Here is a 15,198-nt window from a genome sequence, read left to right on the forward strand (position 1 = left end):
ATTACATAAATTTTCTCGCTTCTTATCCCGGTCCTATCTGAACATAACATATAAGATCACCAACACTTTCTCCTCGCACACTAGGGAGCCCTTTTCCTCGCAGTCTGAGTTTCTTGCCTGAGTGGAAATTTGGTGGAATCTTTACTTTGGCAAGGCCAAACAAAGTCGGAACAGTTAGCTCTCCTCCATTTTCAGCCAAAGCGTAACTCAAATATATTTTGGTGAAGAGGTTATTCTCCGAACGAGTGAAGGTTGGGTGGGATCGAACTTGCACATTTAAGTATAGATCGCCGATCTGATGTTGCGCGGAATGCCCCTCTCCCTTGAGGCGTATACGATCGCCGGTATCAACACCTGCAGGTATTTTCACATTTAGAGCTTTTGGCACCAAAACACTACCTTTGCCATTGCATTTATTACACGGAATCAAGTCCTTATTAACCGAATATCGATTACCACCGCCCCCGCAGTGCTCACACATTCCACGAAATGACCCTTTAATTATTTCAGTCGTTCCTTTTGCGGCATCTTCTAAATTAATTTCGACAAGATAGTAACAGTCAAGTAATGATGCCTGGACATCTGACTCTGACGCCGATATGACCTTTTGAGGCGCTGGAACAAGCTTGCTTATACTTTTTATGAGACGAGCGTAACAATCTGCTTTTTCACCTTTTTCCCAATCATAAAAATTCTCGGTATGAATATTATTAAATCGAAAAGGCAACTGCACGTCTTCGACAGCGACTGGTACAAGCTTATTTTGGTCACGCGCATAACTTGCTTCGTCCCTTATATATGTCGAATTTATGGAGCGTTTAGACCAAATAACAATCACACACTGACACCCATTGAGTGCTTCAAGAATCACTTCATCAAAACGCTCACCTGCATGAATTTTTGGATCCCACCACACAGACCATCCGTGAACCTCTAACAGCTCTGCGAATTTTTGTGCAATGTGTTGCTCTTCTCGCTTATAACTTATAAATATTTCTGCCATATAATCTTGTAGGGATCTGTGATTAGTTTAACACCAGCCATACCCGTGGTAAAAAGCTGCAGAGGGAGAAACGACCGGCGCAGCTTTTAGACGTCCGAGTTTATGGCATTGTTATACCTTAGCTTTCATCGACTGCTTTTTTAATGGCAGCGAATGTGAATGACATTGCCCATGTTGCTCCAACACCGTAGAGCGCATCTGGAGTTGTATTGGATCTATTGGTTTTTACAGCGATAATCTTTTTTCCGGTTTCAACAGCTTTGTTTATTTCCCACTCAACCCACGCACTTTTATGGGTTTCCTCGCCAACAATGCAAAGCAAGTGAGTAGCTTGAGATATTTTTTGAGATATGACCCGCCTAATTGGTCCAGCTTGAGTACTATTTACAGGAACTGTTACTGAACCATCATAGAATTCGAAATCAAATAAATCATTTTTATCCCAAGCAACGAGCAAATTTTTATAGCGTTTGTCAGTTTTATATGCATAGCTTATGAATATGTCTTTTTTCCATCCAAATATCATTTTAAGGATTCCTTTTTGGCTTTTCTGACTCTGGTGGATTCATCATGTATTGAGCCCAGTTCGTATTTTCTTTGGAAACCAATGTCTCCACTCGCTGAACCAGTAGATTTAAATTGTCTTGATCTTCGCTGTCGTATGGTTCCGAATTTGTTAAAAAGAGGAATTTTTCTTTCTTTAGCGATTCACACGTTGTCCTGTATTGAATCCAATCTTCGTTCCATTGATAGAGGCCTTGGGCAGCAGTAATAATTGCGATTATGACACCTAGTCCTCCTATAGCTATTTTTAGATCTTCTGTATCATTAGCAATCATTCCCGCCAAGAATGGAATTAAAGCAGCGCAAAAGAATTCAACCAAACGTAACCGCTTGTACCACTTTTGTGCAGATTGGCTTTTATTGTCGTACCAAGAAATCTGATCTTCGAGACGATCTTTAATGTATTCGTCAGCGTTCAATTTCACGCTCCTGATGTAACGCCCAGTGCAGCGGGCAAATTGTAGCGACGAAGGAGCGGAAATTTGGTCCGCCTGCCGCTGCTTGTTAATAGCCTACACACTAGGGTTGGCAAAAAAGGCTGACAGCATAAGGTGAATTGCATTTTCAGCCTCTTCCTTAAGCTCCGTTCTAGAGCCCCACTGTTGATCCACAGTTATCGCTGGCTCTTCAGGGCGGAGATGGATGATGCGATTCCTCCGCAGCCTTAAAGCTTGGTACTCTGAACCAAGTCCTTGCGACTCTAGCAGTTCCTTTGCACTACCCTTAAATCCTGGGGCTTCAACTTCAATAAGCTGGGCATCAATTACGGTAAAGGCAAGCACGATTGCTGCAATCCATGCTCCAGCGCAATAACAAGACTGAACTTCACCTATAAGCGCCGAAGCTTGCTCACTGACCAAATAGGAGCCTGATTCCTCGAATTCTAATAGCAGACCTTCAAACCACTCTCTCCGTGAATTCCATGAATCTTCGGTCGGCTGCACAAGGTATTCCATAGCTATTAACAGCTTTATTTCTGCGCATGCGCGTTTTGTCGATGACGTAAATTGTTGTGAATCAAAATTAACTCTCTGATTTTTAAAGCTGTTTTTAATTCTTTCCAGCCGTACACACCCGACTAAACACGCATGCGCGTTTTTCCATCCTTGATGGCACGCAAAGCAGTCTCTCCACTTTTGCCAACCACTCTAATTTCAGCCACTTACGCTAACAGCTGCTGGAAAAACGAGCAACCCGATACAGGATAAACAGGGACAAAACACGCATGCTTTAGCCTGCCCCATTGACACACTGTTCATTCACACAGTTCTTCCAGGAGGAGCAGAAACATGAGCATAGGCCCACTGGATCGGCTTTCAATTTAACGAATAGGTTAGTTAGCACTTCCATAAATAGCCTGTGTACCATGCCGCGCTTCCAGCCCTAGCCGCTCGCCCTTGCGCAAGCTTTTCACCACCAGCGCGTAGGAGTTATCGATCATTCGTTCTATTTCCCCTTGCGGCAGTGAGCCGTTTAGTACCACGGTGTTCCAGTGTTTTTTGTTCATATGGTAGCCGGGTTGAACGGCATCGAAGACGTCGCGCAGTTCGATGGCTTCTTGCGGGTCGCATTTGAGGTTTACGCAGTCCTGACCGTTACGGTGGTATAGCAGCGCAAACATTTTGCCGAATATTTTATAAACCTCGGCTTCCGGGCCGAAGGGGTAATCCAGCTGTGCTTCGGGTTTGTTTAACAGGTAGGTTTTGCTGGTTTCGTAGCCTTGGCTCACGGCCCTCTCCTTGCTTAAAGCACTTCTGATGGCGAGGCGGGTCCGTCCAGCACTTTCTGATAAAACACCAGGTCCAGCCAACGGCCAAATTTGTACCCTGCATCTTTTATCGTACCGCAGTGTTCAAACCCCAGGGCTTCATGCAGTGCAATGCTGCCTTGGTTACAGGCTTCGATGCCTGCAATCAGTGTGCGCACCCCCTGCTTGTCGGCGGCTTCGATAATCGCTTTCGTCAGCTGTTTGCCAATGCCCTTTCCACGGTGCGCTTTGTGTACGTAGACGGAATGTTCAACGGTGTATTGGTAAGCTGGCCAGGCTCGAAAGGTGCCGTAGCTGGCAAAGCCAACGAGCTGCCCGTCTTGTTCCATGCCAATGACCGGAAAGTTGCCAGCAGCCTTGGCTTCAAACCAGCCGATCATCGACTCTGCTTGCCTTGGTTTGTAATCGAACAACGCCGTTGAGGTTGCAATAGCGTCGTTGAAGATATCCAGAATCTGATCCGCGTGTTGTTCATAGCTGCACTGGATTATGGTTGCGGTCGACATGGGCGTCCTTGTGGCTCAGTAATAGTGTGCATTCGCAATGGCAAGTCCTTGCTCGATCAGGTTGCTGATTCCAGGCTTTGCATCACACTCTGGTCTACCTGAATCAGGCCGCGCTTGGGCCGGTCGAGGTCGATAATGGTGAATACAATCAGGGTAATCAGCAGCGATACCAGCACAATCGGCACGGTCATGCGTTTGCCGCTGAGGCCTGATGAGTACCCCATCATGGCGCCGTTAACGACGAATACAAAGAACAACAACAACAGGATGGTTTCAGGCACGTGCTGCTGCAATATGGCGTTGCGCTTGCCCTGGGCATCGATCATGTCGTTCAGCGAGTTCAAGAACGCGCCGGTGGTTACCGGACGAGGGTCGGCGTCGGTGGCTTTGGTGACGATGTCCCACAGCTGGTTTTGCACTGCAACCGAACGCTCGTTATAGGCCGCGCGTTCGGCTTCGTGAGTGAGGTCAATCACCCCCACTTCCGCGCGCAGCACAACGTATTGATGCAGCAAATCGGACGCCTGTTGGCGGTATTCATCCGGTAGCAGTTTTACCCGCAACATGGTGGTACCAATGGCGTTGGCTTCGTCGATTACCGCCATGCTGCGAGCATCAAAACGCTGCATCGACATGCTGAAAGTAAAGCCCAGCAGCAGCGCCAGCAGGCCCAAAATACTGCCTTGAATGGAGCCCGTCATGGCTTTCACTTCATCGTCGGTATTGGCCTGAACAAAGCGCCCGGCGCGGAAGCCCAATTCGTTAAACACCACGATGGCGACAAACAACACCACAGCAATGGTGACGCTGCTAACACTGTAGAGCAGTTCGGTAGATGGCATGGATGAGTCCGATAAAAAGGATTGGAGAAGAGAGAAGAGAAAACAGATGCAAGCGGGGCACTTTATAAACCCGCTTTTACGGCAAGTGTGATCAATTTGCCAGCGTATTTTTCAGGTTGGGAGTCTCCAGGTTCACGGTTTTCAGATTAAGAGACCGCCGATTAAGAGTCATCGGCCGAAAACCATAGGCTGAAAGCCAATGCCATCTTTCATTCCCGCTTCACCGTTTATCTGAAAGCCGAGCTTTTGGTATACGGGCACTGCAAACAACGACGAACGCAGTGAGTACTGGCTAACCAGTGGTTGACGCTCCAGCACGGAATTCCAAAGCAAGCGAGCAATACCTTGGCCATGAGCATACTCGGCAACGAACAAGTGATAGAGATGGGATCTTTGTTTAACCGAAATATAGCCAACAATCTTGCCCGCTTGTTCGTTCACCAGATTGAGATAATCCGGGTCGCTGATACGTACTTCGAACGCCGTAACGGTTATGGTTTCGGCAAACCACTCGGGCAGTGGTCTTTGTGAGCCCTCAGGGTCAACCGGCTCTTGAAGATAAAAATGCGCCAACGAGCCAACCAATTCTGAAAGGGCTTCGGCATCACTGGCGGCAGCAGTTCTAATCGTCATACATCATCCTTGAATGTCACCATTCAGCGCAGAAAATAGAAACGCTTATGCGCTCTAACCGCACGGTGCCAGTGAGTACTTCCTGTACATAACAGTGGTCACCTATGAGGTGATAGCTCAGTAACTCAGCGAGTTATCGTCACACCACTCTTTAATCGCTTCGCGGGTTTCCTGATCTACATATTGGTGCCAGCGTTCCAGTGCCCCGATGTTGTCCAGATGCGCATTGAACTTTGAATAAGCACCTTTTTTGGAAAAGAAGCCACTGATACGGTCGAACTCGTCCGGCAGTTCTGCTCGTACAAAGCGGAACACCAGGGACGTGCCCAAATCAAAGTCCTCCTTATGTGGCACTTCAAGGTAGCGGTCACTGCCCAGATCATCCGGCACTTCGGTATCTATGCCATCGCAAATGTAGTAGACCGCACCAGTATTGGTATCCACATAGCCTTTCGCTTCTCCAGAAGGATCAGCCGATACCAAATCAATCGCGTATTCCAGTTCTTCCAGATTTACTTTCATGTTGTCCCTGTTTATCCATGGGCGTCTTTCAAACCGAGCTCGATGATAAGCCGCCTGCGGCATACAGAAAAGCAGCGGTTGACTTCCTGCTCAACCCCGGATAAAACGTTCGATATATAGAACGTTCTTTTTATAGAACACACTGCTGACCCAAAGCTAACCGAGCAAATCGCTTCCCGAAAGGCCATTCAATGGAAAAACCCAACTTCGCCACACTTGGCCAAAACCTGCAATCACTGCGGTTGGCTCAAGGCTTATCGCTGTCGCAGCTGGCTGCTAATGCCGGTATCGCCAAGTCCAACTTGTCGCGCATCGAACAAGGGGAAGGCAACCCCACCATTGAAACCATCTGGCGGCTGGCGATGCAGCTGAATGTGCCGTTCAGCGATTTGATCGCAAGGGCCGACATGGCCTGGGGAGAAAACGGCGTTCAGGTGCGATTGATTGATCAGGGCACGGATAACCCGCGGGTGGATGTGTATTGGATGTATTGTGCACCTCACAGTGTGCGGGAGTCTGAACCCCACTTTGCCGGTACGGTGGAGTCCGTGACCATGGTCAGCGGCGAGGTGAATGCGGGCAACACCGGCGAATTACAAACCCTGCGCGCGGGCGACACCTACACTTTTGACGCCTCGCGGCCGCACAAATACCAGACCGACGAACTGTGGGCGACCATGATGGTGGTGGTCACCTACCCGAAAAACGAGCGGCAACCGGCCCCTCTAACGAGCGATAGCGAATGAACATATCCGAAGCAACGCCGCCGGGTTCCGCCTGGAAGCAAGGGCTGAAAGACGCACTGCCCCTGTTGGGCGCATATATCCCCATCGCGATTTCGTTTGGTTTGATTTCCATTCAGTCCGGCTTTGGCGTACTGGAAACCATTTTAATCTCGGTATTTATTTACGCTGGCGCGTCGCAGTTTTTGTTTGTGGCAATGGTCGCCTCCGGTTCGCCTTTATGGTTGGTGGTGATCATGACCTTGCTGATCAACGCCCGCCATGTGCTGTACGCACCGAATATCACAGCGTATCTGGGCACCGACAAACGCTGGATTCCGTTGATGCATTGTTTAACCGACCAGATTTTCGCGCTGTCGCTGACCATTTTGCCGAAGCTTGCGCCGCAAGATCGTATGGCCTGGTACACCAGTGCGGCGCTGCTGGCCTGGTTCAGCTGGATTGCCGGCACTGCGATTGGTGCTATCGCCGGCGACGAGTTGACCCAGCGCTGGCCGTTAATTAACGACGTGCTGCCGTTTGCCCTGCCCGCGCTGTTTTTGGTGCTGGTTGCCCCACGCTGTACCAACCTCGTATGGACTGCGGCTTTGGCCTGCGCCGCGGTGCTGGCATTGGTGGTGAAGTTGCTGGGCTATCCGAATGTGGCCATTCCGCTGGCCGCCATCGCTGGCGCCCTGGTGTTCCACGCGATGAAGCCTCGCCTGCCATCAGACGATGCTCAGCCGACGGAGGCAAAACCATGAGTACAGAGATTTGGCTAACGCTGGTGAGCATTGCCGTCGGCACTTACCTGATTCGTGTGGTGCCGTATGTGTGGATGCAGCGCAAACAGGCGCGCAGCCACAACGAAGGCATGATGGCCGATACGCCCGACTGGCTGACGGTGATGGGGCCTGCAATGATTGCCGCCATGTTTGGCACTTCGCTGGTGCCTGCACACCCGACGCCGTTGGCGTGGATCGCCAGTGCGGTGGGCATCATCGCCACCTTGTTGGTGTGGCGCAAAACCCGTTCCATGGGGGTGCCCACGTTTGTTGGCGTGTTGGTGTTTGGGCTGGTCGAAGTGGTATTTCGCTAGCCCCATCCGTTGGCCGAATTGAATTGCCCACCTTGCGCAATAGCCAACCATCGCAGGCAAGCCTGCTCCTACAGGGGTTATTACTGTAGGTCGGATAAGCTTGCGCCATCCGACAAGGGAGCGGTCAGAAACACGTCAGATGGCACCCGCTTCGCGTTTTTATCTGACCTACGGGGATAGCGAATATCATTATTCCCCGGCCAATACGATCTTGTATTGCTCGCCGAAGATTTCGATGACGTCGCCGTTGAGGATTTTCTTGCGCTTCTGGGTTTCCAGCTCGCCGTTCAACAGCACTTCGCCGTTTTCGATCATCAGCTTGGCTTCACCACCACTGGAGGCAATATTTTCGAATTTGAGGATTTTGAACAGTTCAACCGGCTCGCGGGTGATGATGATGTCTTGCATGGGGTATCCATTAGAAAATTGGTGGCAGCGCAATGTCGTGACGAATACTCGTGACGAATACTCGTGGTGAATAGACGTGGCGAATAGCAGAGGTTTGGCCCTCAGAAGAAGTCGGGCTGCCCTGAATAAGCGGGATGATAGCAGCTAAATGCGGGAACCCGCGCGGCTGTTTTGTGGTTAGCTGTTAAACGGCAGGCATAAAAAACGGGAGCAAAGATAGCTCCCGTTTTCATCTATCAGACAGATTCATTACCACGCAGAGCGTGGGAACGAGGCGTCAGACCTCTGACTTCAGACGTCTGACACTGTTATCACAGCATGCCACGGCCTTTCTTGGCAGCGGTACGCAGACGCAGGGCGTTCAGCTTGATGAAGCCTTCTGCATCTTTTTGGTCGTATGCGCCAGCATCGTCTTCGAAGGTCGCGATGGCCTCGTCGAACAGGCTGTCTTCTGACTGACGGCCAACAACGATCACGTTGCCTTTGTACAGTTTCAGACGTACGTCGCCGTTAACCACTTTCTGGGTTTCGTCGATGGCCGCTTGCAGCATCTGACGCTCTGGAGACCACCAGTAGCCGTTGTAGATCAACTCGGCGTACTTAGGCATCAGGGAGTCTTTCAGGTGAGCCGCTTCGCGGTCCAGAGTGATGGACTCAATCGCACGGTGTGCTTTCAGCAGTACGGTACCCGCTGGGGTTTCGTAGCAGCCGCGAGCTTTCATACCCACGTAACGGTTTTCAACGATGTCGGTACGACCGATACCGTTGGCGCCCGCCAGCTTGTTCAGCTCTTCCATGATGGTGGCTGGAGACTTCTCAACACCGTCGATGGCGTACGCGTCACCGTTTTTGAAGCTCAAAGTGATGTAGGTTGCTTCGTCCGGAGCATTCTCTGGAGAAACAGACCACAGCCACATGTCTTCTTCTGGCTCTGCCCATGGATCTTCGATCAGGTCGCCTTCGTAGGAGATGTGCAGCAGGTTGGCATCCATGGAGTATGGAGACTTCTTGCCTTTCTTCTTCTCTACGTGGATGTTGTGCTCATCACAGTAGGCCATCAGTTTTTCGCGGGAGTTCAGATCCCACTCACGCCATGGCGCGATCACTTTTACGCCTGGCTTCAGCGCGTAGGCACCCAGTTCGAAACGAACCTGGTCGTTACCTTTACCAGTCGCACCGTGAGCAATGGCATCGGCACCGGTTTCGTTGGCGATTTCGATCAGACGCTTGGAGATCAGTGGACGCGCGATAGAGGTACCCAGCAGGTACTCACCTTCGTAGATGGTGTTGGCGCGGAACATCGGGAATACGAAATCACGAGCGAATTCTTCACGCAGGTCATCAATGTAGATTTCCTTGATGCCCAGGGCTTCAGCCTTGGCGCGTGCAGGTTCAACTTCTTCACCCTGACCCAGGTCGGCAGTGAAAGTTACCACTTCGCAGTTGTATTCGGTTTGCAGCCACTTGGCGATTACGGACGTGTCCAGACCGCCAGAATAGGCCAGCACCACTTTTTTGATGTCTGACATGAAATTCTCCAGATGAATTCTGCCTGTGGAAGAAACCACCAACAGGCGCCGCACCAGACGGGAACGGCCTAAGAAAAAGGGCAGCATTCTAACGAGATGCTGCCCTTTTATCCAGCCATGACTATTAAATGAATTGATCATTTAGCCAGATTTTGACGAATTAAATTCGGATTGCGGCATAAATGATCGAATTATATCCCACACAACACCTACCAAAGGTTGTGATTTGACCAGTTATTTTTAATGCAAATATCAACCAAAAACATGCAGCACTTCCGGCCGAATTTATTTCAGTCGCTATAATCGTCGCCCTTCAAATTCTTCTTTGTGGCTTCGGCGGTTATTCGACGAAGCATCTCAGGTACGCCAGGAGGGCGACAATGCCAGGCTTCCCACAGCTACTTGTTACTGTTTCCTTATTGTTGGCCCTCAGCGGTTGTGGCGAGGAAGCGTCAGCACCGACAACGTCGAACAACGCTGAAGCGTCCAGTGCTCAGTCCGTCCAGGCGTCCACAACGGAATCCACCAACAGCGAACCGGCTACTCACAACGACAGCCCGGAAACCAATGGCGAAAGCAGCAGCCAGATAGCTCCACTGGATGACGCCGACCGCTACGCCAATATTGAGCTGACCATCGGTGCTATTCGGGAAGCCACCTTCGATGGCGGTAGCACGGTGGAAATCCGCTTTTCAGCGCCGCTGGATCGCAGCCGCGACCTGACCGATTTCATCCGAGTGAACAATCAACGCGCCAGTGGCGGTATTGGCTGGCTGTTTTCCGAGGACGGCAAGTCACTATTTATGACCGGTGCAGTTCCGGAAACTACTTATAAAATTAATGTCAGCCCCGGCCTGATGGCAGCATCTGGCAAACAACTGGGCCAGTCGTATGCCGATACCGTGACGACCGCCGCCGCTCCACCGGTACTGTCGTTCGCCAGTGACGGCCATGTGCTGGTACCGGGCAGTGAACAGGGCTTGCCGGTCATTACTCGCAACATCAAAGAAGCCAACGTCACCTTTATGCGGGTTAACGACAATCAAATTGCTTCGGTACTCGACCTGCTTGGCAATGGCACCCGTTCCAGCAACTACTACCTGCAAACCGTCAGCAAACACGCCGAACTGGCGTACGAGGGCCGCTTTGAATTAACCAGCGATGACAACCGCCGCCGTCAGGTCAATCTGCCAATCAACCACATCAAGGAATTGCAGCTGCCGGGCATGTACGTGGCCGTCATGGATCAGCCCGCCAACTTCGAATACGAGCACCCTACAACCTGGTTTACCGTTACCGATCTGGGCCTGCATTTGCGCCAATACGATCACGGGGCCGAGCTGTTTGTACAAAGCCTGGCAACGACCAAAGCCGTCGCCGGTGCCCGCATCGAACGCATGACAGGTAACGGCAGTCGTACAGACATTGGCAGCACCGACAAGGAAGGTCGCTTTCACCTTCGCAGTCGCCTGAATTCACAAGACATTCTGATTGTTCGTACAGACGAATCCGTCAGCATCCTGCCACTGAACACCACCGCGCTGGACCTGTCGGCGTTTCATTACAGCCAGCGTCCATACCGGGTGCAGAACCTGTTTATCTATGCCCCAAGAGATCTGTACCGCGGCGGCGAAACCGCCCAATTTTCCGCACTGCTGCGTGGCGACGATGGTCAGCCGGTCAAAGCTGTGCCATTGCGCGCCGACATCATTCGCCCGGACGCCCAGAAGGCCACTGAAATCAGCCTGAAACCGCAGGCTGACGGCTATTACGAGTGGCAATACGCCATTGCCGATGGCGCCATGACCGGCACCTGGCGAGTCGAAGTCGACCTGCCCGACCGCTCAACCGCGACCTATCGCTTTAAAGTGGAAGACTTTATGCCTGAGCGCATGAAGTTAAGCTGGCGACCCGCTGGGCCAACCTCCGGTACAGCCGAAGCAAGCAACCGTCACACCGGAGCAGACGACCTGAAAATTCCAGTGTTGGGGGAATATTTGTACGGCGCTCCGGCGGCCGGAAATCGCCTCGACGTCAGCGTTGCCGTACGGCCGGAACCGCACCCGTTTGAAGGCTGGAAAGACTACTGGTTTGGTAACACCAACCAGCGCCAATGGAATAGCCACAGCCAACAAGAGCTGGCGATGGATGAACAAGGCAAGGCTACCGTCAGCGTCGAAAACCAGTGGCCACAAGCGACCATTCCCATGGCCGTCGAACTGACGGGTAGCCTGTTTGAATCCGGTGGCCGTCCGGTCATTCGCCGCACCAAAGAAGTCTGGCTGCCAGGCAATCAGCTGCTGGGCATCAAACCGGCTTTCACAGACCATGCCCCACAAGACGGTTTGGCCGATTTCGATATCGTCCTGACCGACGGAACCGAACAGCTGTTCGACCGCACCTCTGTCAACGTCAGCCTGATGAACGTCACGCCGCGATATCACTGGCGCTACAGCAGCTCCCGGGGCTGGTACGACGAACGCGAAGAGCAGTCGGTGAAAGAGCTGTCGATGACCGTCGACCTCAACAGCAAAGCGCCACTGCGACTGCAAGTGCCGGTGGGCTGGGGCGAATACCAGTTGCTGCTTACCGACCCGGACACCGGCCTGCAAGCCATGGTGCCCTTCAAGGCTGGCGACCGATCCTACTGGTGGCGCTCCGGGTCTGAATCCGATTCTGCCCAGCCACAACAAGTGACTCTGGCATGGGATAAAAAAGGCTACCGCAGCAACGACGTCGCGGTGCTGAACATCACGCCACCGGCCGCCATCGAGCAACTGCCACAAGCCAGTTACGACGCGCTGGTGATGGTTGAAGGCGACGACCTGAAATTCTTCAAACGGGTCAGCTTGCCGAAAACCGGTGGTACGGTCGACATTCCCATTGACCCACGCTGGACCCAGCACAACCTCTACGCCAGCGTGTTGTATCTGCAACCATCAGACAACCAGCAGCGCATCACCCCAACCCGGGCGGTGGGCCTGATTCACCTGCCACTGGATCGAACTGACCGCACTCTGGAAATCAATTTGAATGCCCCGGAAAAGTGGCTGCCAAACCGCACCGTGAATGTCGATCTGGCGGTCACAGACAGCAGTGGCAAAGCGGTGTCTTCCGCCTGGGTTACCCTCGCAGCCGTCGATGTGGGCGTGTTGTCGGTATCCGGCTTTGAAACCCCGCAGCCATTCGATTTCTTTTTTGCTCCGCGTCGTTATCAGGCCGACCAATACGACCTGTACCACCAGCTGATCGACTTCAATAACAGCAAACCCGCCACCCTCAAATTTGGTGGTGACGCCGCCATGGCGCGCGGTGGTGATATGGCCCGTTCACAGGTGCAAATTGTGTCGCTGTACTCCGGCCGCGTAAACGTGGTTAACGGCAAAGCCTCGATTCCATTGGCGCTGCCCGACTTCAACGGCCGGGTACGACTGATGGCCGTCGCGTTCGACAGCCAGCGGGTTGGCCATGCCGATGCCGAAGTCACCATTGCAGCACCACTGGTTACCCAGATGTCGCTGCCACGTTTTGCGGGCATCAATGACCAATCCCATATTGCCCTCGACCTGACCAACCTGAGCGGAAAGACCGCCACGCTGACGCTGCAAGCCAAGGCCTCTGGCCCAGTAGAGTTTGACGCCGTTAACCGCACCATCGAGCTGGCACAGCAACAGAAAACCACGGTTACTCTGCCGTTTACTGCGACGTTGCCAGCCAAGGGCTCACTAGGCCATATCGACTTCCACGTTACGGTCGATGGCATCGACGACTACCCGGTGGATCGTCATTGGCAACTGGTCAGTCGGCCAACGCTGGCAGCAGTGACCCAGCGTTACCGCGACCGTTTGAGTGCTGGCGAGAGCCTGACCATGGATGCCGACGAATTTGCCCAATTGGCACCCGCCGGCCTCAAGGGCGAGCTGATTCTGGACAGCCGTGTGAACCTCAACCCGGCCCACCAGCTCGACGAACTGCTGCATTATCCGTATGGCTGTCTGGAGCAATCGGTATCCAGCAGCTGGCCCTGGTTGTTTGTGCCGCAACAGCAAATCGATGACCTTAACCAGCGCCGCAATCGCCAGTTCAAGCGTGAACAGGCGCTGACAGACGGCCTTAACCGAATCTACAAACGCCAGCTGTCTAACGGTGGCTTTACGCTGTGGTCGTTGTCGGATGACTACGAACAGCACTGGCTGACCGCCTACGCCGCCGACTTCCTCACCGATGCCCGCGAGCAAGGCTATCCCATCAACAACTACGTGTTGGAACGTGCGATTCAGCGGATGCAGAAATACGTTCGTGGCCGTGCCGACAATCGTGAACGCTGGAGCGACGACCGCGACAGCTACCGCTTCGCTTACCGCAGCTACTCAGCCTATGTGTTAGCGCGCCATCGTCAGGTCACTCTGGCAGATATTCGCAAACTGGCGTCCGGTGCGCCGGATTCCGCAACGCCGTTGTCACTGGTGCAACTGGCCGAAGCCGCGCGTTTGATGGGGGATCAACGCAAAGCCGATGAGCTGCTGCAAACCGCCCAGCAACACCAACGCAGCCAACGCTACCTTGGCGACTACGGTTCACCGCTGCGCGACAAGGCCGCCATCGTTAATCTGTTGGGGCAGGCGAAAACCGCGACCGCATGGCGGGACGACCTGCTGTTTGAACTGGAGGCCGACCTGCGCAATCGCCGTTGGTTAAGCACTCAGGAACGTATCCAACTGCTGCAAGCCTCCAACCAGCAGGATCAGAACGGGACGCCATGGCAAGTCAGCATGACCATGCAACAACTGCCACAAGCCGTAATCGACTCTGGTGCCTACCAGCCGGATATTCTGAGTGGCAGCAGGCAGCAACGAATGCCACTTAACAGCCAACAGCTGGGTTGGTTGCCAGCCGTCACCAATACCGGTGAAGAGTCAGTCAGTGCCGAGTTTATGGTGCAGGGCTACCTGCAAAATAACGCTCCGGTGAATCAGGGCGGCGTTACCATCCAGCGTCGTTATTTCAAACCAGACGGCACACCACTGGCGTTCGACAATGACCAGCTGACGCTGAAAACCGGAGATCGGGTATTGGTAGAGCTGCAAGTAAGCAGCAAGAAATACCGCCCGGACCTGATGGCCGTGGACCTGCTCCCGGCAGGATTGGAGCTGGAAAATGAAAACCTGGCCAACGGTTCGGCCGGTGCAATAGACAAGGTAGTGATCGACAGCACGCCGATCAGTGAATGGAAAGCCGACAGCCCATTGCTGCACCGGGAATTCCGCGATGACCGCTTTGTTGCCGCACTGGCCACTGGCAGCCGCTACGACAACGGCCGGGACCGCGCCCGCCTGTACTACGTTGCCCGTGCCGTCACGCCGGGGCAGTACCGTATTCCGGGACCACTGCTGGAAGACATGTACGACCCGGAAGCCCGTGCCATCGGCATCAGCACCCAAACGATGGTGATTGAGCCTTGAGCCGGCTCAAGCGCCGTCGCTGGCGCAATCGGCTGGAGGCACTGAAACGTGCCATCCCGACCGCGATACACACGTTAGCCAATAGTCGTTTGACTGCCATCGGCAGGCATCTGGGTCAACGCTCTGGCCGCAGAGTCGCC

Annotated in this window: 15 protein-coding genes; 4 read left to right on the forward strand and 11 right to left on the reverse strand. The window is 53.0% G+C overall.

Annotated features, from left to right (window positions below; genetic code table 11):
* Window positions 1-22: 22 nt before the first annotated feature.
* From G516_RS24090 to G516_RS0116135, 9 genes are all read right to left on the reverse strand, one after another.
* Window positions 23-1,003 carry a DnaJ C-terminal domain-containing protein gene (locus G516_RS24090; protein WP_051219511.1) on the reverse strand — a complete coding sequence of 327 codons (981 nt, stop codon included), beginning with the start codon at window positions 1,001-1,003 and terminating at the stop codon, window positions 23-25.
* A 118-nt stretch (window positions 1,004-1,121) separates the two neighbouring features.
* Entirely contained in the window at window positions 1,122-1,529 is a 408-nt protein-coding gene (locus G516_RS0116100; RefSeq protein WP_036536763.1) for a TIR domain-containing protein, read from the reverse strand.
* A gap of 1 nt (window position 1,530) precedes the next feature.
* A complete protein-coding gene (locus G516_RS22930) occupies window positions 1,531-1,986 on the reverse strand; it encodes a DUF4231 domain-containing protein (RefSeq protein ID WP_051219512.1) in 456 nt (151 codons plus the stop codon).
* 93 nt (window positions 1,987-2,079) lie between these two features.
* Window positions 2,080-2,523, reverse strand: coding sequence for a hypothetical protein (locus G516_RS0116110; RefSeq protein ID WP_028294510.1), 444 nt, complete (start codon window positions 2,521-2,523; stop codon window positions 2,080-2,082).
* Between the two features lie 377 nt (window positions 2,524-2,900).
* Complete coding sequence (locus G516_RS0116115) at window positions 2,901-3,296, reverse strand: MmcQ/YjbR family DNA-binding protein (RefSeq protein ID WP_028294511.1); 396 nt, start codon at window positions 3,294-3,296, stop codon at window positions 2,901-2,903.
* A 14-nt stretch (window positions 3,297-3,310) separates the two neighbouring features.
* Window positions 3,311-3,841, reverse strand: a complete 531-nt coding sequence (locus tag G516_RS0116120) for a GNAT family N-acetyltransferase (protein ID WP_028294512.1) — start codon at window positions 3,839-3,841, stop codon at window positions 3,311-3,313.
* 56 nt (window positions 3,842-3,897) lie between these two features.
* Window positions 3,898-4,683 (reverse strand): bestrophin-like domain, encoded by a 786-nt coding sequence (locus G516_RS0116125; RefSeq protein ID WP_028294513.1) that lies wholly within the window; start codon window positions 4,681-4,683, stop codon window positions 3,898-3,900.
* A gap of 168 nt (window positions 4,684-4,851) precedes the next feature.
* Window positions 4,852-5,316: a GNAT family N-acetyltransferase gene (locus G516_RS0116130; RefSeq protein WP_028294514.1), complete on the reverse strand. Its 465-nt coding sequence runs from the start codon at window positions 5,314-5,316 to the stop codon at window positions 4,852-4,854.
* A 117-nt stretch (window positions 5,317-5,433) separates the two neighbouring features.
* On the reverse strand, window positions 5,434-5,838 hold the full coding sequence (locus tag G516_RS0116135) for a UPF0158 family protein (RefSeq protein ID WP_028294515.1): 405 nt from the start codon (window positions 5,836-5,838) through the stop codon (window positions 5,434-5,436).
* Window positions 5,839-6,029: 191 nt separating this feature from the next.
* On the opposite strand from G516_RS0116135, the gene G516_RS22935 reads away from it, so the two are divergent.
* The 3 genes from G516_RS22935 to G516_RS0116150 are packed head-to-tail and all read left to right on the forward strand — an operon-like array spanning window position 6,030 to window position 7,659.
* Window positions 6,030-6,584, forward strand: coding sequence for a helix-turn-helix domain-containing protein (locus G516_RS22935; protein WP_051219513.1), 555 nt, complete (start codon window positions 6,030-6,032; stop codon window positions 6,582-6,584).
* Entirely contained in the window at window positions 6,581-7,324 is a 744-nt protein-coding gene (locus G516_RS0116145) for an AzlC family ABC transporter permease (RefSeq protein WP_028294516.1), read from the forward strand. Before G516_RS22935 ends, G516_RS0116145 begins: the two co-directional genes overlap by 4 nt.
* Window positions 7,321-7,659, forward strand: coding sequence for an AzlD domain-containing protein (locus G516_RS0116150; RefSeq protein ID WP_028294517.1), 339 nt, complete (start codon window positions 7,321-7,323; stop codon window positions 7,657-7,659). Before G516_RS0116145 ends, G516_RS0116150 begins: the two co-directional genes overlap by 4 nt.
* 189 nt (window positions 7,660-7,848) lie before the next feature.
* On the opposite strand, the gene G516_RS0116155 is transcribed toward G516_RS0116150, so the two are convergent.
* Together G516_RS0116155 and G516_RS0116160 are read right to left on the reverse strand one after the other, a co-directional pair.
* Window positions 7,849-8,067 carry an RNA-binding S4 domain-containing protein gene (locus G516_RS0116155; RefSeq protein WP_028294518.1) on the reverse strand — a complete coding sequence of 73 codons (219 nt, stop codon included), beginning with the start codon at window positions 8,065-8,067 and terminating at the stop codon, window positions 7,849-7,851.
* A gap of 311 nt (window positions 8,068-8,378) precedes the next feature.
* A complete protein-coding gene (locus G516_RS0116160) occupies window positions 8,379-9,596 on the reverse strand; it encodes an argininosuccinate synthase (RefSeq protein WP_028294519.1) in 1,218 nt (405 codons plus the stop codon).
* Window positions 9,597-9,976: 380 nt separating this feature from the next.
* On the opposite strand from G516_RS0116160, the gene G516_RS0116165 reads away from it, so the two are divergent.
* Complete coding sequence (locus G516_RS0116165) at window positions 9,977-15,058, forward strand: alpha-2-macroglobulin family protein (protein WP_028294520.1); 5,082 nt, start codon at window positions 9,977-9,979, stop codon at window positions 15,056-15,058.
* Window positions 15,059-15,198 lie beyond the last annotated feature (140 nt).

Origin of the sequence: Oceanobacter kriegii DSM 6294, from assembly GCF_000422845.1 — a bacterium.
GTDB lineage: Bacteria > Pseudomonadota > Gammaproteobacteria > Pseudomonadales > Oceanobacteraceae > Oceanobacter > Oceanobacter kriegii.